Genomic DNA, 23,235 nt, shown 5'->3' on the forward strand with positions numbered 1-23,235 from the left:
TACGCAAATTGAGGAGAAATCAAATGAAAAAGCACGCTTTGATTGTGGGCATCAGCGGCGTAATCGGTCGCGCACTGGCAGACAAATTACAGCAGGAAGGCTGGCAGGTCAGCGGCCTGTCACGCGGCCGCGGTGCCGTGCCAGCGGGCGCGACCAGCCTGACTGCCGATCTGACCGATGCCGATGCGGTGCGTGACGCGCTGAAATCGGTCAAACCGGATGCGCTGTTTTTCAGCGTCTGGGCGCGTCAGGAGAATGAAAAAGAGAATATCCGCGTCAACGGCGGCATGGTGCGCAACGTGATCGAAGCACTGAGCGATCGCCTGCAGGGTTCTCACGTGGCGCTGGTCACCGGACTGAAGCACTATCTGGGCCCGTTTGAAGCCTACGGTAAAGGTGCGGTGCCGGTTACGCCATTCCGCGAAGAGCAGGGCCGTCAGCCGGTTGATAACTTCTACTACGCGCAGGAAGATGAACTGTTCGCAGGCGCTGAAAAGTATGACTATCGCTGGAGCGTGCATCGTCCGCACACCATCATCGGCTACGCGGTGGGTAATGCGATGAACATGGGGCAGACGCTGGCCGTTTACGCCACCCTGTGTAAAGAGAAGGGCTGGCCGTTTATCTTCCCGGGTTCGCCTGAGCAGTGGAACGGTGTGGCGGATATGACCGATGCGGGTCTGCTGGCTGAGCAGCTGCTCTGGGCCGCCACCTCGCCTAATGCCGCTAACCAGGACTTTAACGCCGTAAACGGCGATGTCTTCCGCTGGAACTGGATGTGGCCGAAACTGGCAGAATACTTTGGTATCGAGGCCGCGGACTATCCGGCGCAGATGATGCCGCTGGAAGGCCGGATGGATGAGGCCGCCAGCGCATGGCAGGCGATTGCAGAGAAGCATCATCTGCGTGAGGCGGATATCAATAAACTCGCCTCTTGGTGGCACACCGATGCCGATCTGGGACGTCCGATGGAAGCCTTTACCGACATGAGTAAGAGCCGCAAAGCGGGCTTTACCGGCTATCGCAGCACGCTGGACTCCTTCACCCAGCTGTTCGATAAGCTGAAAGCGGAAAAAGTGATCCCTGAGTAAAAACCTGCAGGCGCCCTATCCGGCGCCTGTTTCGTTTCCGGCATATTTGATCATTCAGTGGAGGTTCAGAACCCATGGCGAGATGTTTCATTATCGGGGCTGCGGGCAAGGTGGGTCAGCAGCTGACCCGTCAGCTGAGCAGCAAGGGGCACAGGGTAACGGCAATGCACCGCAAACCGGAGCAGGCTGAGACGTTGCAGGCAGCAGGCGCAACGGCTGTGTCAGGCGACCTTCAGCAGCTGAGCGTCCCGGAGCTGGCACAGCTGATGACTGAGCATGATGTCGTGGTGTTTACGGCGGGGGCCGGTGGTGCCGGAATCGCGCTGACCAATGCCATTGATGGTGAGGGGCTGACACTGGCCGTGGCGGCAGCAGAGCAGGCAGATGTTCCACGCTTTATGCTGGTTTCGGCCTTTCCCGATGCAGGTCGCGGCAAAACCCCTTCAGAGGGCTTTGAGAACTACATGCGGGTCAAACGACAGGCTGATGCTGAGCTGGTGGCGAGCCGCCTGGAGTGGGTGATCCTGCGCCCTGGCACGCTGACTGACGAAGCGGGCAGCGGACGGATTCATGCCGACCTGGCGATCCCCTATGGCGTGGTGCCGCGGGCAGATGTGGCGGCAACCCTGGTCGGGCTGATCGAACAGCCAGCCATTAAATATCAGATCATTGAACTGACTCAGGGCGACGGCCCGATCGATGAGGCGTTGCAGCGGTTGCAGCGTGGCTAATGCCACTATCAGTAGCACGTTAAGCAAGAAAAAAAGGCTCTGCTGGCTCAGGGATCGAGCCTGCACAGAGAGCCCGGTCAGATCGGAAAGACGCAAAAGCTGTCATCCATGACCGCTCGGCCCGCGCCGTCCCTGGCGCGGGACGCTTTCCTCTTCTGACCGGGCTCCCTGTGCCCTGACCTGAGGTGTTGCTGTCAGACTGGGCTGCATGTGGGTTTTGACCCCGTTCCCTGCGCAGGCTCGCTACCACAGCCAGCATGCCTTCAGGGATCGTTGCAGAAAAAAAGCCCCCGAAACCGGGGGCTTTTTCATAACTTAACGCATCTCTCACTTCACACATTTCGCGCAGTGCGCGCGCTCAATATGCTGAAAGAAGTCGTTACCTTTATCATCGACCAGGATAAAGGCCGGGAAGTTTTCGACCTCAATCTTCCAGATCGCTTCCATCCCCAGCTCCGGATACTCTACGCACTCCAGACTCTTAATACTCTGCTGCGCCAGCACCGCTGCCGGGCCGCCAATGCTGCCGAGATAGAAGCCGCCATGCTTGTGACAGGCATCCGTCACCTGCTGGCTGCGGTTGCCTTTTGCCAGCATGATCTTACTGCCGCCGTGTGCCTGCAGCAGATCCACGTAGGAGTCCATACGTCCGGCGGTGGTCGGGCCGAGTGAACCGGAGGCGTAGCCTTCAGGCGTTTTGGCCGGGCCAGCGTAATAGACCGGATGATCCTTAATGTACTGCGGCAACCCTTCACCGTTATCGATACGCTCTTTGAGCTTCGCGTGCGCAATATCACGCGCCACAATAATGGTGCCGGTCAGAGACAGACGGGTAGAGACCGGGTAGGCGGAGAGCTGCGCCAGAATCTGCTCCATCGGACGGTTCAGATCAACCTGTAAGACTTCACCTTCGCCCTGCTGACGCAGCGCTTCCGGGATCAGTCGGCCCGGGTTGGCTTCCAGCTTCTCAATCCAGATGCCTTCGCGGTTGATCTTCGCCTTGATGTTACGGTCAGCGGAGCAGGAGACACCCATGCCGACCGGGCAGGAGGCACCGTGGCGCGGCAGGCGAATCACGCGAATGTCGTGCGCAAAATATTTGCCGCCAAACTGTGCGCCCAGACCCAGCTTCTGCGCGGCTTCCAGCAGTTCCTGCTCCAGCTGCACATCACGGAATGCCTGACCATGTTCGTTGCCTTCGGTCGGCAGACCATCGTAGTAGTGGGTCGAGGCGAGCTTAACCGTCTTCAGCGTGCTTTCCGCTGAGGTGCCACCGATAACAAATGCGATGTGGTACGGCGGACAGGCGGCCGTGCCCAGGGTGCGCATCTTATCCACCAGGTAATTTTTCAGCTTGCCGGGACTCAGCAGCGCTTTGGTCTCCTGATAGAGATAGGTCTTGTTGGCAGAGCCGCCCCCTTTGGCAATACAGAGGAATTTGTACTCGTCGCCATCCACGCTGTAGAGGTCAATCTGCGCAGGCAGGTTGGTGCCGGTGTTCACCTCTTTGTACATATCCAGTGCGGCGTTCTGGGAGTAGCGCAGGTTATCTTCGATGTAAGTGTTATAGATACCCTGCGACAGCGCGGCCTCATCCCCGCCTCCGGTCCAGACGCGCTGACCCTTTTTACCCATGATGATAGCGGTGCCGGTATCCTGACAGGTTGGCAGCACGCCTTTGGCGGCAATCTCAGAGTTGCGTAAAAACTGCAGGGCGACATATCTGTCGTTGTCGCTGGCTTCCGGGTCAGCAAGGATTGAGGCAACCTGCTGCTGGTGAGCCGGACGCAGCATAAAAGAGGCGTCGTGGAAGGCCTGCTGAGCCAGCAGCGTCAGCGCCTGCGGGTCAACTTTCAGGATCTCCTGACCTTCAAATTCGGCGACTGAGACATGCTCACGGCTCAGCAGATAGTATTCGGTTTCTTCGTGGGACAGCGGAAAAGGGTTCTGATAGACAAAAGGTTTGTTCGACATTTTTTCTCACTTAATGACCGGCTGAACCACCGCGAGCAGGCTGCGGGGCGCAACATCATAGGCGAATTAATCGTTTATTATGCTTCCCCGCCGCGGGTGCAGCGGGGAAGTGCAGGAATGGTATCTTATAACGCGTTGATCTGCATGTTGTATCCGTCAGAACATCCACACCATCCACGGATAGGCAATCACCATCATGGAGACCAGGAAGATTGCGCCGAAGATGGTACCCAGACGCCAGTAGTCTTTAGTCGGCAGATAACCGCTGCCGTAGTAAATCGGACTTGGGCCGGTGCCGTAAGGGGTGATGATGCCCATCACACCCAGAGAGGTACAGAGCATCAGGCAGAAGACCGGCATATTGATGCCAGGAATCGAGGCGGCAATGGTCAGCATGGCTGGTAACAGCGCGGTGGTGTGCGCGGTGGTACTGGCAAACAGGTAGTGCAGCAGGAAGAAGGCGATTAACAGGACGACGGCTGAAATCTGCGGGTCATAGCCCTGCAGCAGCATGCCACCTTCTTTACCTAACCAGGTGATGAAACCGACGCGAGCCAGACCGTCCGCCAGCGCCACCAGGGTAGCGAACCAGGCAAAGGTATTCCAGGCGGGTTTATTGCTGGTGATGTCGTTCCAGCTGAGCACCCCTGTCCACAACATCAGGACCACGACCAGCAGTGCCGCCAGGGCTGGCTCAATCCACGAGGTCGCAAAGATCCACATCAGCAGGGCGCAGACCACGAACACCAGCAGCAGGATCTCATTGCGGGTCAGTCTGCCCAGTTTCTCCAGTTCAGCCATCGCCCATTTTGGCACTTCATCGTTGATTTTGACTTCAGGCGGATAGAACCAGTAAGCCAGCAGCGGCATGGTCAGAATCAGCAGCAGACCCAGCGGCAGGAAGGCCAGGAACCACATGCCCCAGGAGATATCAAAACCGATGATGCTTTTCACCAGCGCCAGGGCCAGCAGGTTGGGTGCCAGTGCAGAGAGGAACATTGAACTGGTGATACAGGCGGCGGTAATGGCGACCCACATCAGATAGGAACCGATTTTGCGGGCGCTTGGGTCATTCGGTTTAGAGCCGTAGAGCGGAGGCAGGTTGGCGATAATCGGATAGATGGTGCCGCCACTACGCGCGGTGTTCGACGGGGTAAAGGGTGCCAGCAACAGGTCAGCAAAGGTAATGGCATAACCCAGCGTCAGGCTGCGGCGACCCAGATATTTCACCAGGATCAGCGCCAGGCGACGACCAAACTGCGTTTTGTCATACCCTGCGGCGAACATAAAGGCACCGAAGATCAGCCAGACCGTGGAGTTACCGAAACCGCTGACCGCCCACTTAAAGGATTCACTGGCGACTTTGAATTTCGGATTAGCCAGCTCTGCCGGGCTGAAAAGCAGGAACTGACTGAACAGCGCGATGACGACAACGCCCGTCAGGCCGATCACGGCGCCGGGCAGGGGTTCAAAGATCAGGCCGACGATGACGCCGACGAAGATGGCGAAGAAGTGCCAGGCGTAGGGTTCAAGGCCCGCAGGTGTCGGCACCAGTAACAGCAGCACGGCCACCAGCACCGGCAGCGCCAGCATGATCGCTTTCTTTTTCCCCGCACCCGCAGGTGCGGCTTTTGGGGGTTCAGTTACAGCTGAGAGTGTTTTCATAGTGTTTTATCTGCAAGTTAAGAAGAATACGATTTGCGCCCCGGACCTTCACTGATGAATTTCGTTCTTATTCTTGATAGTGTGAATAAACCGCGATGCACTGATTTTTTTAATCCGCTGCCTGAGGATTGAGCAGCATTTTTAAAAGCCTGTAAATATGATGCGATTTCTGCAAATATAAATTTTGATCCAGATCAAAGAAATTAATTCATTATTCGCGATTTTTTAACATTTATTTTCTATTTATATTTCTGCCACCGGTATTCTGACACTTTTGTGAAGCGGGTCAACAAATGAGCAGGGCGGAAAAGCAGGAGGTTATCACATAACATTCTGATAATGAATGATTTTATTTCAATGTAAACAAATGGTTGATTTTTGGTTACCCTTGATTAACAATAAATATAACTTTAGTTCCGCCATTCAGCAAATAAAAACTCCAGATGCTTTAAAAGTTAAATAAGTAAATTTATCGCTTACGTAAGCAAAGAAAGGCGTATATTAACAGCATGACATCGGACCACTTAATTAAGCGATAATTTGCGTCCGCTAAAAAATTTCCAGACTTTTAAATCTTGGAGTTTATCGCAATGAATACACTCACTCCCATCCTTAATCCACTGACCCTGCCAAATGGCGCCGTGTTAAAAAACCGACTGGTGATGGCCCCGATGACCACCTGTACCGGTTTCTATGACGGCACGGTCACCAGTGAACTGGTTGAATACTATCGCGCACGGGCAGGCAGCATCGGAACCGTGATTGTCGAGTGCTGCTTTATCGATAACCGCGGCCCGGCCTTTCCGGGTGCCATTGCCATCGACAGCGACAACAAAATCCCCGGTCTGAAACGCATTGCGGACGCAATCAAATCTGAAGGTTCTACCGCCATTTTACAGATCTATCACGGCGGCCGTATGGTCGAGCCGGAGCTGATTGGCGGGAAAACCCCGGTTGCGCCGAGCGCCATCGCGGCGCCGCGAGAAGGTGCCACCAAACCACTGGCGCTCAGCGCAGAAGAAGTCGACACCATGATCACCAAATTTGGTGATGCGGTGAACCGTGCGATCAAGGCGGGTTTCGATGGCGTGGAAATTCATGGCGCCAATACCTATCTGATCCAGCAGTTCTATTCACCCAACTCTAACCAGCGCGATGACAAGTGGGGCGGCAGCCGCGACAACCGCGCCCGCTTCCCGCTGGAAGTGCTGGAAATCACCCACAAGATGGCGGAACGCTTCGCCCACAACTCTTTCATCATCGGCTATCGCTTCTCGCCTGAAGAGATCGAAGTGCCCGGCATTCGCTTTGACGACACTCTCTTTCTGCTGGAAAAACTGGCCGCGCGTGGCCTGGATTATGTCCACTTCTCTGTAGGCCAGCTGCTGCGTCCGTCGATTGTGGATACCCAGGACCCGACGCCGCTGATCGAGAAGTACCTCGCCATGCGGTCGCCTGAACTGGCAAAAGTGCCGGTGATTGGCGTCGGCGGCGTTGTGAACCGGGCCGATGCCGAGATGGCGCTGGAAAAAGGCTACGATCTGGTGGCGATTGGTAAAGCCTGTATCGCCTACCCGAACTGGGCTGACCGGATCATCAACAACGAGCACCTTGAACTCTATATCGACAGCAACAAACGCGAAGAGCTGCAGATCCCGGAACCGCTGTGGCGCTTCTCGCTGGTCGACGCGATGATCCGCGACATGAGCGAATCGGGCCGTAAATACAAAGCGGGCGTTTATCAGGAAAAAGTGGAAGCAGAAGCGCTGAAGCTGAAAATCAACGTGACGCTCGACACAGACCGTATCACCGACATTTCACTGGTGCCGGATGACACCCTCGATGTCGATTTCACCACCACGTTTGAAAGCCTGCGTAACCGCATTCTGGTAGCAAACAGCCCGCACGTGGACGCCATTACCGGCGCAACCACCCAGAGTGAGGCGCTGAAAAAAGCGGTTTCACGCGCCATGACCACCTCCAGCAAAGCGCATGTGATTGAAGAGGGGGGCAACCCGAATGCACCGCAGAATTACGATGTGGTGATTGTCGGCAGTGGCGGGGCAGGTCTGGCTGCGGCAATTCAGGCGCACGACGAGGGCGCTCGCGTCGTCATCATCGAGAAGATGCCGACTATCGGGGGTAACACCATCAAGGCGTCGGTCGGTATGAATGCTGCCGAAACCCGCTTCCAGAAACTCAAAGGCATCGAGGACAGCAAAGAGCTGTTCTATGAAGAGACGCTGAAGGGCGGTCAGTTCAAAAACAACCCGGTGCTGCTGCGTGAGTTTGTGGATCTGGCACCGGAAGCGATCGAATGGCTGGCTAACCACGGAATCGAACTCAACGACATTACCATTACCGGCGGGATGAGCATTGACCGGACTCACCGTCCGGCTGACCGTTCCGCGGTGGGGGGCTTCCTGATCAGCGGTCTGGTGAAAAACATCAACAGCCGTAACATCGAAGTCCTGCTGGAGACCTCAGTCGCAGAAATCCTGTATGAAAATGGCGCGGTCACCGGTGTGAAGGTGGTCGATGAGTACAACGACAGCCGCATCCTCTACGCGAAAAGCGTGATTGTGGCGACCGGCGGATTCAGTGCCAACCGCGAGCTGGTGGTGAAATACCGTCCTGAACTCGATGGCTTTGTCACCACTAACCACAAAGGCGCTACCGGCAGCGGGATTGCGATGCTGGAGAAAATCGGCGCGGGCACGGTGGATATGGGCGAGATCCAGATTCACCCAACGGTGGAGCAAACCACCTCTTACCTGGTCTCTGAATCCATTCGCGGCGGCGGGGCTATCCTGGTCAGCCAGGCGGGTAAGCGCTTCTATAATGAAATGGAAACCCGCGACAAAGTCTCGGCGCAGATTATCGCCCTGCCTGAGAAGAGCGCCTGGATTGTGTTTGACGAACAGGTGCGGATGAATAACAAAGCGGCCGACGAATATATCGCCAAAGGCTTTGTCATCAGCGCGCCTACCGTGGCGGAGCTGGCGGCGAAACTTAACATGGGCGAACATCACACCCTGGAAGCGACACTGGCCCGTTACAACAACTTTGTTATCCAGCAGAAAGATGAAGATTTTGGTCGTCAGACCGCGCTGCGTCACCCGCTGAGTGAAGGCCCCTTCTACGCGATTCGTATCGCGCCGGGTGTTCACCACACCATGGGGGGCGTGACCATCGACACCACGACAGCGGTGCTGGACACTCAGAAACAGGTAATCAACGGTGCCTGGGCCTGTGGTGAGGTGGTTGGCGGTATCCACGGCGCGAACCGTATCGGCGGGAACGCCGTCGCCGATATCATCATCTTTGGTATTCTGGCCGGTGGTAACGCCGCCGCTTACGCCCGACGTTAACGGTCCTCCCCGGCATCCGCCTCAGGCGGGTGCCGGTTTTCCCATTCTGAAGCAGAGTCGCCTATGTTAACTGAAGCGCGTGTCTATGCTTACTCCGCCGTCCTGATGGGATCGCCCATCCTGCTCAAACTCTTCGAAGACAATCAGACCCTGGCCGCACAGGTTTTCCGGCTTATCAGACAGCAGGAGAATCTCTTCACCGTGAACCGCGCCGCCTCTGAGGTGATGGCGATCAACCATGCGGCAGGGCAGCATCCGGTGGTGGTCAGCCAGCCGGTGTTCGATCTTATCGCCTGCGCGCATGCGGTGAGCCTGCTGCCCGACAGCCTGTTTAATCTGGCGATCGGTCCACTGGTGAAGTGCTGGAAAATCGGTTTTCAGGGGCACAGCGTGCCGTCACCAGCGGAGCTTCAGGCTCGCAGGGCGCTCATCGATCCCCATGAGGTCATTCTTGACGCCGACGCCCGCAGCGTAATGCTGGCCAGACCGGGTATGGAGATTGACCTGGGGGCCATCGCCAAAGGCTATATCGCCGATCTTGTGCAGGCCTTTCTGCGCCAGCAGCAGGTCAGCCATGCGCTGATCAATCTGGGCGGCAACGTGCAGACCGTGGGGGCCCCCCCTGATGAACAGGGCTGGGCAATCGGACTGAAAAAACCGTTTGGTGCTGCCGACGAGCTGATCGGCGTGATTGGCGTGAACAATCGCTCCGTGGTGACATCCGGCATCTATGAACGTTACTTCGAGCTGAACGGGATCTGTTATCACCACATTCTGGACCCGCGCACCGGGTATCCGCTGGATAACGAACTGCTGAGCGTTACCGTGATTTCTGACCGGTCGCTGGATGGCGATATCTACACCACGCTGCTATACGGTCTGGGCGTGGAACAGGGCATTGCCTGTCTGGCAGACAAACCGGGTATTGAAGCCCTGTTTGTGACCCGCGACAGGCGGGTCATCTGTTCGTCACAACGTCACTTTTCGTTTCAGCTGCTGGATGACGATTACCGGCTGGTTCACTGACAGTATTGTTTGAGCAGGGTGTGATATTCCGGCTGCAGGCGGTAGCGGTAGACCGGGCGACCGGTGACGCCATAGTGAATGCTGGTGAACAGAATATTGATCTGCGCCAGCCAGATGAGGTATTTGCGGCAGGAGACGCGGGAGATATTCACCTCGGTTGCCAGTTCGTCGGTCGAGAACTCGGTACCCGGATGGGCGTCGATCCACAGGCAGAGCGTCCGCAGCGTCTGCGGCGTCAGTCCCTTCGGCAGGCGTTTCTGTTCGCTGGCCCCCGGCGGGTTACCATGCAGAAGCTGGTCCACGTCTGACTGCTGGTAAAACTGATGATTATCCATCAGCGACTTCTTCTGTCGCCAGCCGGTGAGCGCCTCTTCAAACCGGGCAAACTGGAAAGGTTTGATCAGGTAATCGACCACCCCGTAGTTAAGTGAGGTTTTGATGGTGGCGGCATCGGCAGCGGACGAGATAATAATCACGTCAACAGGACGGCCTGCGCTGCGCAGCTCCGGGAGCAGGTCGAGACCGTTTTCCTGCTGCATATAGATATCCAGCAGAATCAGATCCACCTGCGGCTCGGCCTGAGCCAGCCGCTCTTTCGCCTGCTGTAACGTCGAGGCCGTTCCGCAGCAGGTAAATCCCGGGATCTGCCCGATGTAGCAGCGGTTCAGCTCCGCGACCATGGCGTCATCATCGACAACTAACACATTAATCATTGGGTAATCATTCCTCTCTCCCACGGAAGTTGTACTAAGAATTGGGTAAAGACGCCGGGTTCTGACTCGACGCTGACGCTACCCCCCAGGCTTTCGGTCTGCTGTCTGACCAGAAACAGTCCGACACCGCGATCCTCACCCTTTGTGGAGACGCCCCGTTCAAAGATGGTGTTCAGCTGCGCGGCATCAATGCCGGGACCATCATCACTCACTTCGCAGGCTAACCAGCCATTCTGATAGTGCAGCATGAGGTGGATTTCACCCTCGGTCTCCGGGTCCAGCGCCTCAAGCGCATTCTCAATTAAATTGCCCAGCACCGTAATCAGCACCGCGCTCTGCTCCTCACTGCCGCAGTCGGGCAAAAAACTGGCCTCATCGATAATCAGCTGATGGCCCTCATCGGTAACCCGGTTGATTTTACTGAGCAGGAAACCGGCAATGATCGGCGATTTGATCTTCTGCAGCAGCGAACCGATCTCCGTCTGATAGGCATTGGCGGTTTTGAGAATGTACTCTTCCATCTGCGCATAGTTTTTCATATGCAGCAGGCCCAGAATGACATGCAGTTTATTCATGAATTCATGGGACCGCTCACGCAACGCATCCACATAGTTTACCATGCCGTCCAGACGCTGCATCAGCTGGCTGATCTCGGTTTTGTCCCTGAAGGTGGTCACCGCCCCGATAATCCGGTCACGGCTGCGCACCGGTACGGTGTTAGTGATCAGGATGCGATTTCCCAGCGTCAGTTCTTCATCATACCAGGCTTTCCCCGCATGCAGCGCATCCTGCTGGTGGCGGTGCATCACGCTCTCTTCAGCAATCAGATCGCCGCTGGCTGGCGTTTTCTGTGTGGTCTCATGCAGCAGTTGCTGCGCGGCCTGATTGATCAGGCTGACGCGGGAGTGATCGTCTACCGCGATCACCCCCTCTTTGATGGAGTTAAGAATGGCCTGGCGCTGCTCAAACAGGCTGGAAATCTCGTGTGGCTCCAGACCCAGCAGGATGGTTTTCAGCCGCCGGACCAGAATCAGGATACCCAGCAGCCCGACCACGCCGCCAAACAGGCTGGTCCAGACGATGTTCCAGCGGCTTTTCGCAATCTGCGCCGCCACATCATTCAGCGCAATGCCGATCGCCACCACGCCGATCTGCTGATGCTGCGCGTTAAACACCGGCGTAAAGACCCGCAACGCTTCCACCAGCACACCATGATTGACCGCCACATTCTCCCGACCGCTCAGGGTGGGATAGATATCGTTACCGACAAAGTGCTTGCCGATCACCGCAGCATTGGGATGCGAAAAGCGAATGCCGCGCATATCCGTCACCACCACAAACAGCAGGCCGTTGCGTTTACGCGCCGCCTCAGCCAGCGGCTGAATCTGGCTGCTGCCGTCAGGCAACAGCAATCCCCGCTGAATTTCCGGGCTGTCCGCCAGCGTTCGGGCGACCGCCATCGCCTTATCTTTCAGGTGCGACTGGGCAAAGTTATCGATCTGAACGAAATAGAGCAGATGGACAGCCAGCAGTACGGTGAAGATAACCGCGGTCATCATCAGTGTGGTCAGGGTACTGAGTTTCATGGGTCGTTTCGTCACGGCGTGTCGGTTCTGTGGTTGGCTTGTCATAGGCTTTCAGTACGGATGGGAGATCGCCGGGAAACATACGCTAACTCGCCGCATCAGTACAGTTTTAGCGGCCTGACCGCCGTCGGTTTCAGTAAGAATATTTGTGTTAGGGGATTGTATAATTCAAAGGACACCCTTAATGTGTGGTTAAAATAATCGCTCAATAAAGTAAGCCTTTTGTAATTAAATTAAGGCTAAATTGCTATTTTTAATTTTATAACTAATTTCGCATTAACTCGTAAATAACATTATTTTAAACTTTGAGGACTTTTTTTAACCAGTACGGTCCGAGCTGTAGATTAAAATGATGAATTCACAAAAAGTTATTCCCGCGCTGTCTCTTGCGGCCCTGTTAGTTTCATCCGCACTTCACGCTGAAACCTCACCAGAAAAAACCGATGTTCTGTTAATTGGCGGCGGCATCATGAGCGCCTCCATGGGCACCATGCTGGAAGAGCTGCAGCCTGGCTGGAAACAGATCATGGTTGAGAAGCTGGATGGCGTGGCGCTGGAATCCTCAAACGGCTGGAACAACGCCGGTACTGGTCACTCTGCTAACATGGAGCTGAACTATACGCCTGAGCGTAAAGATGGCTCTATCGACGTGTCCAAAGCGCTGGAAATCAACGAAGCCTTTATGGTTTCACGTCAGTTCTGGACCGCGCAGGTCAAAGAGGGCGTGATGCACGATCCGCGCTCTTTCATCAACTCTACACCGCACATGAGCTTCGTCTGGGGCGACAACGTCGACTTCCTGACCAAGCGCTATGCTGCACTGCAGAAAACCGCGCTGTTCCAGGGCATGAAATTCTCCACCGATCACAAGCAGATCGAACAGTGGGCGCCGCTGGTCATGGAAGGTCGTGATCCGCAGCAGAAAGTCGCGGCAACCTGGACCCCGGTCGGCACCGATGTTAACTACGGCGAAATTACCCGTCAGCTGATCGGCAGCCTGAAGAAGAATAACAACTTCCGTCTGGAAACCTCATCTGAAGTCACCGAGTTCAAGCGCAACGGCGACAACTCCTGGCACGTCACCATTAAAGATGTCAAAAATGGCAGCGAGCGCGCGGTCGATGCGAAATATGTCTTTATCGGTGCCGGTGGCGGCGCGCTGAAGTTACTGCAGAAAACCGGCATCCCGGAAGCGGACAACTACGCGGGCTTCCCGGTTGGCGGCTCGTTCCTCGTGACCGAAAACAGCGCGATTGCGAATCGTCACCTGGCGAAAGTCTATGGTCAGGCTTCCACCGGTGCACCACCGATGTCTGTTCCGCATCTGGATACCCGTTATCTGGATGGCAAGCGCGTCGTGCTGTTCGGACCGTTTGCGACCTTCTCTACCAAGTTCCTGAAAAACGGCTCGCTGTTTGACCTGCTGAGCACCACCACGACCCACAACATCGTGCCAATGACCGATGTCGGTATCGATAACTTTGACCTGGTGAAATACCTGATCGGTCAGGTGATGCTGAGTGATGAAGATCGCTTCGACGCGCTGAAAGAGTACTATCCGGACGCGAAGAAAGAGGACTGGAAACTGATTCAGGCCGGTCAGCGTGTTCAGATCATCAAGAAAGATGCTGAGAAAGGTGGCGTGCTGAAACTGGGTACAGAAATTGTGACCGATCAGCAGAAAACTGTCGCAGCCCTGCTGGGTGCGTCGCCGGGCGCGTCAACCGCTGCTCCGATCGCGTTAAGCGTGATGCAGAAACTGTTCCCGGAAGAGTTTAAGTCAGCAGAGTGGCAGGCCAAGATCCACAAAATGATTCCTGGTTATGGCCAGAAGCTGAACGACAACGTGCCGTTGCTGCAGCAGGTTTGGAATGAGACTGCGGCAACCCTGCAGCTGACCACGCCGCCTGTGATCAACATGGATGGCAAATCAGCACCGGCGCCAGCGGCTCAGCCTGAGCAGGCAGCGCCTTCAGCCAAACACGATATGGCGCTGTAATCGCGTCCTGATGTGAAAAGCCCGCGCGGGTCACCCTGCGCGGGCTTTTTTATTGCGCGCTGTTCAGTGCCTCAGGCTGACGGCTTGCCGCGTCACGGCTTCCCGGCAGGCGAGCAGTTGCGTTTAGTGTCAGGCAAAGAGGGTGTTTTAATGGCTTGAGGTGGTTTCAGGTGATGGATGTCTGATTTGAGCTAAGAGCAGAAATTACCCCAAACAATAAAAGCTGTCGGCTGAAGCATTCGCCCTGCAAATTGAAAAAGTAATTGATACAAGTGAGGTAGCATAATAGATCTCGTATGAGATGCGTTATTACATACTGAGCAGCCAGACTGTAAGTCATCACGATGGGTGCGAAAGTGAGGTAAAGTGACTGCAGAAAGGGTGCAACAGTGGCATTCCTGGTGAAAACGAATGTAGTCGTGCTCCGTTCACTTAGACTTGCACAGCTGCTCCCGGCTATTATAAAGGCTGTAATTAAATCTTAAAAATTATGCAGACTAATCATGAGTAACAAGCAACTTAACGAAATAAGCAAGTTCCTGAGTTATATCTTGCGCCATGAGCCTCACACTATCGGATTGCAACTCGATGCAGAAGGCTGGGCAGACATTAACTCTTTGATTACCGGCGCAGCGAATGAAGGTCATATACTTGATCTGGCACTGATTCAGACAATTGTGAATAGCAGTGATAAGAAACGGTTTACCCTCTCCGACGATGGTCAGCGTATACGTGCCGCCCAGGGGCACTCAGCACCAGACGTGAATCTCCAGCATAGAGAAAAAGAACCGCCAGAACTCCTCTACCATGGCACTGCAACACGCTTCATTGAATCTATTTTTCAGCAAGGATTGATTGCAGGCTCACGCCACCATGTGCATCTATCGAAGGAAACCCGGACGGCTATTGCTGTCGGACAACGCTACGGTAAACCAGTACTGCTGGAGATTGAATCCCAGCGAATGTACCAGCATGGATATAAATTTTTCCAGGCTGAAAACGGGGTTTGGTTAACCGAAACAGTTCCCATTAATTTTATTTCATTAAAAAGTTAATCACCTGGTAGTTCATTAGATACCTTCTCTGTTAGCAGTTATTGTTCAGCAATAATGATTATGTCGGCTGTTGGCACAGAGCGGACAGGGCACAGGACAATTTCTGCTATGAGCGAAAAGCGGACATTGATAACAGCCTTCTGTGTGAATTATCAGGTAGCAGGTCAGAAGGTGCAAAGAACACCTTTGAATTAGATCAAATTTAAATCAGTATCATCTAGGGATCATTTTACTAACGTTGATATTCTGGTCCGGACTCACGGACCGGAGAAGCTTTACATGTCTGAATATACCTTGCAGGACTGCAACATTACGGTGCCCGACGTATTTCGCGATCGCACCATGAACCTCTTTACCCTAAGCCATACGAATGCCAATGAATTCACCTTTGTGATTTCACGTGCAACCGCTGCTGCAGAAGACACGCTTCAGTCAGTATCCCAGAGACTGTCTTCCGAACTGCAGGCGACTTTGCAGGATCTCTCACTCAATCATGCCCGGCTCACTGAACTGAATGGCAGGCAGGCCCTGGAACTGTTTTACAGTTTCAAATCCGGCGAAAGAATCATCTTTCAGAAGCAGAGGGTGGTACTGACATCTGAAAATAATACGGGAAAAAAGTTGCTCTGTTTCATTGGCACCTGCCCGGATTCGTTTGACGATTACTATGGACGTATCTATGACAACATCACGGACAGCATTACCTTTCCGGACGATGCACCAGATTCTACCGCAAGGGGGAGCCAGATCCCCGCCGACAGCCAGGAACTCTTCTTTAGCTTTGACCGTGATAGCCGCGAACTGAATGTGTTCCCTTCAATTTCTGATCTCTACTCGTCGATTGATCTCAGTCGGGCCAGAAACGGCAACTATCTGTTCTTTGACGCTGTCGGCGAACCACTGATGCTGTCTCCGATACCTGATGGCGAGCATGCTGGCCGCTTTGCGCTGTGGGAGATGGCAGGTGCCAGGAGACCTGGACTTATATCAAGTTTGCTCCTGGCCAGAACTGTCCGGGGTATTGACGGCCTTGATACCACTGAAGTCGTTGAGGCTTACCTCCGCCAGCGGATAAATGGAAAATGAATGGTGCCGCTGAAGCTTTTTCCGCTGCACGCGTGGGGGACGGCATAGAACATTCTGCCTCTAAAGACTGGCTGGTGCTCGGTCTGATAGGCGGGGCCATTGCCGGTGCGGCGTTCACTCTGGCCACGGGGGGCGTCGGAACAGTAGTCCTGGCCGCGACGCTCGCAGGCGCAGCTGGCGGCGGCGGACTGGGAGAAGTTCTCGGCAGTATGTCATGGGCACCCCACCACGAAACCGGCCATCTGGTTACTGGTTCATCAAACGTATTAATCAACGGAAGACCGGCGGTGATGTCGCATATGTCTGTAGGTGACTGTGACGAGCATGGCCCGGCTTTACAGCGGGTGGCAGAAGGATCTTCACGCGTCTGTATCAACGGACTGCCCGCTGCCAGGATGGGGGACCGCCTGACTTGCAGTGGGGTCATCAGCGGTGGATCTACTAACGTCATTATTGGTGGCATTAAAGAGCAGACTGACGTAATCAGTCCTGAAATTCCTGACTGGGTGGACAGAGTACTGCTGGGCGTGGGCCTTGCGGCCACGACCGTTCTGGCAGGACCGGCGATAGCCCTGCTGGGTTTTGCGGGAGGTCTTGGTGGAGGTTATGGCGGCGCTTACATAGGCGGGAAATTATGGGGAGAAGGCTCTGACGGTCAGAAGTGGCTTTCATTAGGCGGTGCGTTTGCAGGCGGCCTTGCAGGTGCAAAAGGAGGCGCAGCCTTTAATGCGTGGCGTAACACGCCTAAGAGCCTCATCAACCTTAAAGAAATAGAACCCCAACTGGCCACTGATCCGGACAGAGCCTTTTTCTGGTCAGGGCGCACTGAAGGTGTCGGCGGTCCTGACGTCGCAGAAGCCATCGCGAAGTCCCGAGGCGGTGTCACGCTCGAATCCACAATTAAAGATAAAAATATTAAAATGCCTGAATGGGATTTCGATAAACCGCAGAGCATCAAGGCCTGGGAGGATGTCTCCGCGTCTTATGCAAAACAGGTCTCTGGAGAAGTCAGGGCCGTAGTGGGGCAGTCCCTGCGTGAAGGTAATATATGGGAAAACGTTGAGTTACCACGCCTGATGGGCAACGATAATGTCACGAAAATCACCACAATCGATCCGGTATCGCAGACGGAAAAAGTCATTTTTGTAAGGGATAACTGATATGAAAATTACAGGCACAAGTTCATATGTGATGCTTGATATCGAGGGCAAAAAAATCAGGGCAGAAGGTGAAATGGTCGTGGGGGGGTTTGTGGCTGAAAAAAGCACCATGAAACAGTTTGAACCCCCCTATGAAAGTGAACCTGTGACTGATGCTGTTCGCCAGCATTATATTGATGAAGCAGTCAAAAAAACCCAGGGATCTCATATGGTCATGAAATTTGTTTAAATCTGTACGGTGAAGGTAGCCTGCTAATTACTTTCACATATTACTTCCGCCACAGTATTGAGACAGGTGGTGAGGGAGGATGATCCGTTTTGACCAGCCCTCCGTAAACTAACATACCATGTCGTAAGCAACGTCCGCTCACTGCCCAAAGCGGACGTGCCCCCGTTTCAACGCGATTGCCCCAGGCTAAACAGCGAACCGGCAACACTCCCCACTGGGCACATCATGCTCCCGAGCGCCGCTGCCGCCCTGAAAACGGTATCAGCCGCCAGCCATCATTAGCGCGCCGTCCGCAGCAACCGGGTCATGCATAAACTGAAATCGATCAGGCGCTGTTAAATTTGCGACGGCACGCGGTCTGGTTTTTAAGCGGAAAGTAAGGCGCGCTTAAATGAGAAAATATGCGCACGTGCGGCTTCGGCTGCACGTTGTGTGTCCCCTGATTCCAGCGCGGCAATGATTTCATTATGCTCAGCGATCACTTCATCCATGTGCGCCACGTTGGAAAGGGTGGTGGCCCAGAAGCGCTGCGCTTGTGCATGAATCACGCTAAGGATATCGGCCAGATGGCGATTACCGGCAATCTCGGCCAGGACCTGATGAAACTCGCGATCCAGCAGCATCATCTGTTCGCGGCTGCGTAACTGGCTCGCCTCATCAATTTGCTGATTAAGATGACGCAGACGCTCAAGCTGCGCCTCCGTCACCTTCTGGCTGCCAAGCTCAACACAGAGCGTTTCATTTACCAGCCGTACTTCAATCAACTCCAGTGCGTCATCAATTGATAATGGCGCCACCATGACACCTTTACGCGGGATAATTTGCAGTAAACCTTCGGTTGCGAGGCGATGAACCGCCTGATTAACCGGTGTACGACCTATCGCCAGATCATCCATCACCTGAGCGGTATTAAGGTATTCGCCAGGTTTGTAACGCAACGTAATGAGCTTGTGCCTGAAAGCCAGATAGGCTTGTTCATTAAGAGAAAGGCTTTTATCTGCACGGCCTGGGTTCACATTTTCCGCCACTGATTCACTCATCACTACGTTCCTTTTTTTACCTGTAAGACATCTTACACAAAAATCTGGCATGAAAATCGCTAGTTTAAAATTACTGTGAAATTTCACTGTGATTTTTCAACCGGAGGTTTTCTCATGCAGTTGCGATTCTCTACGGGCGACAAAGCCGCGACCACACTGAACGTGGACATTACGCATTTCATTATTGCTGGCTGGGCCGGCCGCGATAAGGAAGCCGTATTGCACCATATTCGTGAATTAGAAGCCCTCGGTGTGCCCGCACCCGGTGCAGTTCCGCTTTTTTACCGGGTTGCGGTTAATCAGCTCAGCCAGCAATCAGAGCTTGAAGTGGTAGGCGAGCAGACCTCCGGCGAAGCCGAACCCTTCGTTTTCTCGCATCGCGGCGAATTGTGGGTGTCCCTCACCTCTGATCATACCGACCGCCATCTGGAAACTTTTAGCGTCGCGCTCTCTAAGCAGGCGTGCATCAAGCCGGTTGCCAGCGCCGCGTGGCGCATGAGCGACGTTACCGAACACTGGGATGTGCTTGAACTCAGTTCATGGATTAAAGAGCAGGGTAAATGGGTCATTTATCAGCAGGGCACGCTGGCCTCACTGCTGACACCACAGGATTTGCTCGCTCGCTATTTTGCTGGCGGTGTTGTGGAAGAGGGCGTTGCTATGTCCTGCGGCACGCTGGGCGCCATTGGCGGCATCCGGCCATCCAGCCAGTTCCGCATGGCGCTGCACGACCCGGTGCTTAATCGCACGCTGGAACACACTTACACCACCGGCGCGCTGCCGGTGGTGGCATGAGGAGAGCGCCGATGACCACACTCTGGCAAGCCAGTCAGCAGTTGCAGAGCGGCGATGCTCTGCCCGAAGCCTTTACTGAATCCGCGTTGCAGGCCGCGCAGGATCCTGAACAACAGGGGGCACTGGTGTTCACGCAACGCTACGCCGCGTCTTGTAGCGCGGCAAACGCCCGCTGGCAGGCAAAGCAGGCGCTAAGTCCCATCGATGGACTGCCAGTCAGCATTAAAGATCTGTTCGATGTCCAGGGAGAGGCGACCACGGCCGGTTCACGCTTACTGGCCGATGCGCCCGTGGCGGCTGCCAATGCCAGCGTCGTCGATAAGCTGCTGCTGGCGGGCGCCGCCATCGTCGGTAAAACCACGATGACAGAGTTCGCTTTTTCCGGCTTAGGCATCAATCACCATTACGGCACGCCAGTCAATCCGTGGCAGCGCGAACAGCAGCGTATCCCCGGCGGATCGTCCTCTGGCGCGGCCGTTGCGGTTGCTGAGGGCATGTGTCTGGCTGCCGTTGGCACCGATACCGGCGGTTCAGTGCGGATCCCTGCTGCACTCTGTGGCCTGACCGGCTTCAAACCCACGGCAGAGCGCATCAATCAGCGTGGAACGTTACCGCTTTCGACCTCACTCGACAGCATCGGGGTGATCGCGGACGACGTGCGCAGCTGCTGGCTGCTGGATAGCGTCATTGCCGATCGGCCGCTGGCGTTACAGTCGCTGGATCTGCGTAACGCGCGCTTTGCTGTGCCGCAAACGCGCGTACTGGATGGTCTGGATCAGCATGTGGCGCAGGCCTGGCAGCGAGCCATCACGCTTGTGAAGCAGGCGGGTGCGACGATTATCGACATCACGTTGCCTGAGCTGGATGAGCTGAATGCTATGAATGCGCGTGGCGGCATTACGGCTTATGAAGCCTGGCAATGGCATAAAAAAAGCGCGCAGGCACACCCTGAAGCTTACGATCCCCAGGTGCTGGTGCGCATCCAGCGCGGCAGCCATCTCACCGTGCAGGATGCCACCGAGCTTTACCAGCAGCGTGCTGCATGGCAACAGCGCATCAACGCAGCGCTAGGGGATTTTGATGCGTTACTCATGCCAACCGTTCCGCTTGTCGCGCCCACTATCGCGTCACTCAGTGATGCCCAGCGCTATATGGAGATCAACGCGCTGATGCTGCGCAACCCCAGCATTATCAACATGCTGGACGGCTGTGCGCTCTCTTTACCCTGCCATCAACCGGGCTCTGCTCCGGTTGGCCTGAGCCTTGCTTCGATTCATGGTGATGACGCCCGCTTAATCAGCTGGTCGCTTGCCGTGGAAACTGCCCTTAACCGGAGATCCTGATGATGACTCAACCCCACGGCATGCTATATGTCGCCACCAACATTGGCGCTGAAGATGAGGCTGACTTTAACCAGTGGTATGACCATGAACACGTAGAGGAGCGTGTAGCCATTACGGGATTCCTGAGCGGTACACGCTATCAGGCAGTTAACGCTGAGTATCGATATCTCGGTTTATATGAAACCGACTCGCTGGACGCCTTTACCAGCGCCGATTATCACGCCGCATTCACGCACCAGACGGCATGGTCGGTACAGAATCTGCAAAAAATGGTTAACCCCATGCGCCGGGTGAGCACGGTCGCGCACAAGCATGGCAAAGGCACGGGCAATCAGTTAGCGGTGTTGACGCTGCAGGCGATCGATGGCAGTGCGCTCAGCGACTGGCAGCAGCAAATAAGCCAGACGCCGGGCTACATCTCCTCCTGCGTGCTGATGCCAGACAGCGTCCTGAGTTCGCCGTTACCGAAGGAAAGCCAGGAACAGCGGAAAATGCAGCCGATGCTGCTGATTCATTGCAGCGATGCACGGAGCTGCGATCGCCTCGCTGCGGCCGCGGCACAGCTGCTTGTGGGAGAGATACAGCGTTATGCCCTCAACTGGCAGTTAACAAAACAGGAGCTGACCCATGGCTGATACCGATTCTCTGCAACATGCAGCAGGCGCCCTACGCACCAAATCGAAGACCGGGCGTCTGGCTGCTGCCAGTTCGATTGGCACCGCGCTTGAGTGGTACGACTTTACCGTTTACAACATCATGGCCGCGCTGGTGTTTAACCATATCTTTTTCCCCAGCTTCGATCCGCTGGTCGGCACCATTCTGGCGTTTTCAACCTATGCGGTAGGCTACATTTCACGTCCGCTGGGGGGCTTCGTGTTCGGTCACCTTGGCGATGTCGCGGGGCGTAAAGCAGTGTTGATCATCACGCTGGTGATAATGGGCGTAACCACGGCGTTAATGGGCCTGCTGCCGGGCTATGCGGTCTGGGGCATCTGGAGCCCGGTTCTTTTAGTCGCGCTGAGGTTTGTGCAGGGCATCGCGCTGGGCGGCGAATGGGCAGGGGCCGTATTGTTATCGATGGAGCATGGCGACGCGAATAAACGCGGGCGTAACGCCTCCTTTGCGCAGGTTGGTCCATCCTGCGGCACGCTGATCGGCACGGGCTTTATTACGCTGGTGACGGTGATGATGAGCGCCGATCAGTTTCAGGCGTGGGGCTGGCGCATTCCGTTCCTGCTAAGCCTGGTACTGGTCATATTTGGCCTGTGGCTGCGTCGCGGTGTGGAAGAGACACCCACCTTTGTCGCAATGCAGGAACAGGAGAAAACCACGCACACCCCGTTAAAAGAGGTTTTCGTAAACTATCCGAAACAGCTACTCATTGCCGGAGGATCGCGTATCGGCTCGGATGTCCTTTACGCGCTGGTGGTCGTCTTTACGCTGACCTACGTCACCACCGTGCTGCAATTACCGCGACCGCTGGCGTTAATGGCTACAATGCTGGGCGCAATAGTTAACGCGATTACGGTGCCGATGTTTGGCGCGCTTTCAGACAGGTGGGGACGACGCCCGGTTTACATTACCGGCGCGCTGCTGGCGATTGTATGGTCATTTCTGTTCTTTGTGCTGCTTGATAGCGCGCATCCGGTATTGATCGTGCTGGCGGTGATTGGCGGTTTGCTGATCCATGCGATGATGTACGGGCCGCAGGCCGCGTTTGTCACTGAGCAGTTTCCGGGACATGTGCGTTACGCGGGTTCATCCCTGGCCTATACCCTGGCGGGCATTGTCGGCGGGGGCTTTGCGCCTCTGATCATCACCACGTTATTTAAAGAAATGGGCAGCACGCTGTGGGTCTCTTTGTACGTCAGTTTGGCACTGGCGATTACGCTATTCGCGTTGTGGAAAGCCAGAGAGACTGCTCATCGTCAGGATTAAGATTGTAAGGGCGAAGGATTGCCCTTGTCCGGGCTATCGCTGAAAGAGATGCTGCGCATAATGCTCACCCGCGGGCTTGTTCATGCCGGGATGTGCAGCATCAGTAACAACAGTGGATAAGCTCAGACTCACCCCGGTTATGCTTAAGAGAAACAAGTGTGCTGCGTTACGCTTTTAGCGAGGCGAGATAGAGCGCTTCCACTTCCGCCCGCGCCCAGGGGGTGCGTCGCAGAAACTTCAGGCTCGATTTCACGCTGGGATCGTTTTTAAAGCAGTTGATGTTGACCCGATTTCCCAGCTCCGCCCAGCCATACTGCGCGACTAAATGGTTGATCTGCATCTCCAGAGTGACGCCGTGCAGAGGATCTTTTGAGGTGTGCGCGTTCATTTTCTTTTCGCCTGATTCAGTCAATGGCGCACATCCTGACAACGG

At 55.1% G+C, this 23,235-nt stretch carries 18 protein-coding genes and 1 pseudogene; 13 read left to right on the forward strand and 6 right to left on the reverse strand.

The window, feature by feature from the left end:
- Window positions 1-23: 23 nt before the first annotated feature.
- Window positions 24-1,091, forward strand: a complete 1,068-nt coding sequence (locus F3I47_RS12515) for an SDR family oxidoreductase (RefSeq protein ID WP_150029016.1) — start codon at window positions 24-26, stop codon at window positions 1,089-1,091.
- A gap of 74 nt (window positions 1,092-1,165) precedes the next feature.
- Entirely contained in the window at window positions 1,166-1,822 is a 657-nt protein-coding gene (locus F3I47_RS12520; protein ID WP_150029017.1) for an SDR family oxidoreductase, read from the forward strand.
- Window positions 1,823-2,149: 327 nt separating this feature from the next.
- On the opposite strand, the gene fumA is transcribed toward F3I47_RS12520, so the two are convergent.
- Both fumA and F3I47_RS12530 read right to left on the reverse strand, forming a co-directional pair.
- Window positions 2,150-3,796, reverse strand: coding sequence for a class I fumarate hydratase FumA (fumA, locus tag F3I47_RS12525; protein WP_009093034.1), 1,647 nt, complete (start codon window positions 3,794-3,796; stop codon window positions 2,150-2,152).
- A gap of 156 nt (window positions 3,797-3,952) precedes the next feature.
- Complete coding sequence (locus tag F3I47_RS12530) at window positions 3,953-5,461, reverse strand: DASS family sodium-coupled anion symporter (RefSeq protein ID WP_033736769.1); 1,509 nt, start codon at window positions 5,459-5,461, stop codon at window positions 3,953-3,955.
- Between the two features lie 590 nt (window positions 5,462-6,051).
- Between F3I47_RS12530 and F3I47_RS12535 the strand changes: the two genes are divergently transcribed.
- Window positions 6,052-8,832, forward strand: a complete 2,781-nt coding sequence (locus F3I47_RS12535; RefSeq protein ID WP_150029018.1) for a flavocytochrome c — start codon at window positions 6,052-6,054, stop codon at window positions 8,830-8,832.
- Window positions 8,833-8,895: 63 nt separating this feature from the next.
- Complete coding sequence (locus tag F3I47_RS12540; RefSeq protein WP_150029019.1) at window positions 8,896-9,858, forward strand: FAD:protein FMN transferase; 963 nt, start codon at window positions 8,896-8,898, stop codon at window positions 9,856-9,858.
- On the opposite strand, the gene dcuR is transcribed toward F3I47_RS12540, so the two are convergent.
- Together dcuR and F3I47_RS12550 are read right to left on the reverse strand one after the other, a co-directional pair.
- The gene (dcuR, locus tag F3I47_RS12545) at window positions 9,852-10,571 is read right to left on the reverse strand and encodes a two-component system response regulator DcuR (protein ID WP_009093030.1); all 720 of its coding nucleotides are present in this window, start codon (window positions 10,569-10,571) and stop codon (window positions 9,852-9,854) included. The two genes, F3I47_RS12540 and dcuR, sit on opposite strands and share 7 nt — an antisense overlap.
- Window positions 10,568-12,157, reverse strand: a complete 1,590-nt coding sequence (locus F3I47_RS12550) for a sensor histidine kinase (RefSeq protein ID WP_009093029.1) — start codon at window positions 12,155-12,157, stop codon at window positions 10,568-10,570. Before F3I47_RS12550 ends, dcuR begins: the two co-directional genes overlap by 4 nt.
- Window positions 12,158-12,506: 349 nt before the next feature.
- Here F3I47_RS12550 and mqo point away from each other — a divergent pair, with 349 nt between their 5' ends.
- The 5 genes from mqo to F3I47_RS12575 all read left to right on the forward strand — a co-directional run bounded on the left by mqo (window position 12,507) and on the right by F3I47_RS12575 (window position 17,686).
- The gene (mqo, locus tag F3I47_RS12555) at window positions 12,507-14,156 is read left to right on the forward strand and encodes a malate dehydrogenase (quinone) (RefSeq protein WP_150029020.1); all 1,650 of its coding nucleotides are present in this window, start codon (window positions 12,507-12,509) and stop codon (window positions 14,154-14,156) included.
- A 503-nt stretch (window positions 14,157-14,659) separates the two neighbouring features.
- Entirely contained in the window at window positions 14,660-15,211 is a 552-nt protein-coding gene (locus F3I47_RS12560) for an RNA 2'-phosphotransferase (protein ID WP_150029021.1), read from the forward strand.
- A 279-nt stretch (window positions 15,212-15,490) separates the two neighbouring features.
- The gene (locus tag F3I47_RS12565) at window positions 15,491-16,297 is read left to right on the forward strand and encodes a DcrB-related protein (protein ID WP_150029022.1); all 807 of its coding nucleotides are present in this window, start codon (window positions 15,491-15,493) and stop codon (window positions 16,295-16,297) included.
- The gene (locus F3I47_RS12570) at window positions 16,294-17,457 is read left to right on the forward strand and encodes a PAAR domain-containing protein (protein ID WP_150029023.1); all 1,164 of its coding nucleotides are present in this window, start codon (window positions 16,294-16,296) and stop codon (window positions 17,455-17,457) included. The genes F3I47_RS12565 and F3I47_RS12570 overlap by 4 nt, the downstream gene beginning before the upstream one ends.
- Before the next feature lies 1 nt (window position 17,458).
- Window positions 17,459-17,686: an Imm74 family immunity protein gene (locus F3I47_RS12575; RefSeq protein WP_150029024.1), complete on the forward strand. Its 228-nt coding sequence runs from the start codon at window positions 17,459-17,461 to the stop codon at window positions 17,684-17,686.
- 365 nt (window positions 17,687-18,051) lie between these two features.
- On the opposite strand, the gene F3I47_RS12580 is transcribed toward F3I47_RS12575, so the two are convergent.
- On the reverse strand, window positions 18,052-18,726 hold the full coding sequence (locus F3I47_RS12580) for a GntR family transcriptional regulator (RefSeq protein WP_046102950.1): 675 nt from the start codon (window positions 18,724-18,726) through the stop codon (window positions 18,052-18,054).
- A 114-nt stretch (window positions 18,727-18,840) separates the two neighbouring features.
- Between F3I47_RS12580 and F3I47_RS12585 the strand changes: the two genes are divergently transcribed.
- Genes F3I47_RS12585 through F3I47_RS12600 form a run of 4 tightly spaced genes read left to right on the forward strand, consistent with a single transcriptional unit; the run spans window position 18,841 to window position 22,802 of the window.
- Window positions 18,841-19,521 (forward strand): DUF2848 domain-containing protein, encoded by a 681-nt coding sequence (locus tag F3I47_RS12585; protein ID WP_009093024.1) that lies wholly within the window; start codon window positions 18,841-18,843, stop codon window positions 19,519-19,521.
- An 11-nt stretch (window positions 19,522-19,532) separates the two neighbouring features.
- Complete coding sequence (locus tag F3I47_RS12590) at window positions 19,533-20,864, forward strand: amidase (protein ID WP_150029025.1); 1,332 nt, start codon at window positions 19,533-19,535, stop codon at window positions 20,862-20,864.
- Window positions 20,864-21,499: a DUF4286 family protein gene (locus F3I47_RS12595; RefSeq protein WP_190311321.1), complete on the forward strand. Its 636-nt coding sequence runs from the start codon at window positions 20,864-20,866 to the stop codon at window positions 21,497-21,499. Before F3I47_RS12590 ends, F3I47_RS12595 begins: the two co-directional genes overlap by 1 nt.
- Window positions 21,492-22,802 carry an MFS transporter gene (locus F3I47_RS12600; protein ID WP_150029026.1) on the forward strand — a complete coding sequence of 437 codons (1,311 nt, stop codon included), beginning with the start codon at window positions 21,492-21,494 and terminating at the stop codon, window positions 22,800-22,802. The genes F3I47_RS12595 and F3I47_RS12600 overlap by 8 nt, the downstream gene beginning before the upstream one ends.
- Window positions 22,803-22,977: 175 nt before the next feature.
- On the opposite strand, the pseudogene F3I47_RS12605 reads toward F3I47_RS12600, so the two are convergent.
- Window positions 22,978-23,190: pseudogene (locus F3I47_RS12605) on the reverse strand (VF530 family DNA-binding protein); the annotation flags it as partial.
- Window positions 23,191-23,235 lie beyond the last annotated feature (45 nt).

The sequence above is a fragment of the Pantoea sp. M_10 genome (genome assembly GCF_008631515.1).
Classification (GTDB): domain Bacteria; phylum Pseudomonadota; class Gammaproteobacteria; order Enterobacterales; family Enterobacteriaceae; genus Pantoea; species Pantoea anthophila.

Coding starts and splice junctions, on each gene's coding strand:
- F3I47_RS12515 (WP_150029016.1), top strand. CDS start 24: ATGAAAAAGCACGCTTTGATTGTGGGCATCAGCGGCGTAATCGGTCGC.
- F3I47_RS12520 (WP_150029017.1), top strand. CDS start 1,166: ATGGCGAGATGTTTCATTATCGGGGCTGCGGGCAAGGTGGGTCAGCAG.
- fumA (WP_009093034.1), bottom strand. CDS start 3,796: ATGTCGAACAAACCTTTTGTCTATCAGAACCCTTTTCCGCTGTCCCAC.
- F3I47_RS12530 (WP_033736769.1), bottom strand. CDS start 5,461: ATGAAAACACTCTCAGCTGTAACTGAACCCCCAAAAGCCGCACCTGCG.
- F3I47_RS12535 (WP_150029018.1), top strand. CDS start 6,052: ATGAATACACTCACTCCCATCCTTAATCCACTGACCCTGCCAAATGGC.
- F3I47_RS12540 (WP_150029019.1), top strand. CDS start 8,896: ATGTTAACTGAAGCGCGTGTCTATGCTTACTCCGCCGTCCTGATGGGA.
- dcuR (WP_009093030.1), bottom strand. CDS start 10,571: ATGATTAATGTGTTAGTTGTCGATGATGACGCCATGGTCGCGGAGCTG.
- F3I47_RS12550 (WP_009093029.1), bottom strand. CDS start 12,157: ATGAAACTCAGTACCCTGACCACACTGATGATGACCGCGGTTATCTTC.
- mqo (WP_150029020.1), top strand. CDS start 12,507: ATGATGAATTCACAAAAAGTTATTCCCGCGCTGTCTCTTGCGGCCCTG.
- F3I47_RS12560 (WP_150029021.1), top strand. CDS start 14,660: ATGAGTAACAAGCAACTTAACGAAATAAGCAAGTTCCTGAGTTATATC.
- F3I47_RS12565 (WP_150029022.1), top strand. CDS start 15,491: ATGTCTGAATATACCTTGCAGGACTGCAACATTACGGTGCCCGACGTA.
- F3I47_RS12570 (WP_150029023.1), top strand. CDS start 16,294: ATGAATGGTGCCGCTGAAGCTTTTTCCGCTGCACGCGTGGGGGACGGC.
- F3I47_RS12575 (WP_150029024.1), top strand. CDS start 17,459: ATGAAAATTACAGGCACAAGTTCATATGTGATGCTTGATATCGAGGGC.
- F3I47_RS12580 (WP_046102950.1), bottom strand. CDS start 18,726: ATGAGTGAATCAGTGGCGGAAAATGTGAACCCAGGCCGTGCAGATAAA.
- F3I47_RS12585 (WP_009093024.1), top strand. CDS start 18,841: ATGCAGTTGCGATTCTCTACGGGCGACAAAGCCGCGACCACACTGAAC.
- F3I47_RS12590 (WP_150029025.1), top strand. CDS start 19,533: ATGACCACACTCTGGCAAGCCAGTCAGCAGTTGCAGAGCGGCGATGCT.
- F3I47_RS12595 (WP_190311321.1), top strand. CDS start 20,864: ATGATGACTCAACCCCACGGCATGCTATATGTCGCCACCAACATTGGC.
- F3I47_RS12600 (WP_150029026.1), top strand. CDS start 21,492: ATGGCTGATACCGATTCTCTGCAACATGCAGCAGGCGCCCTACGCACC.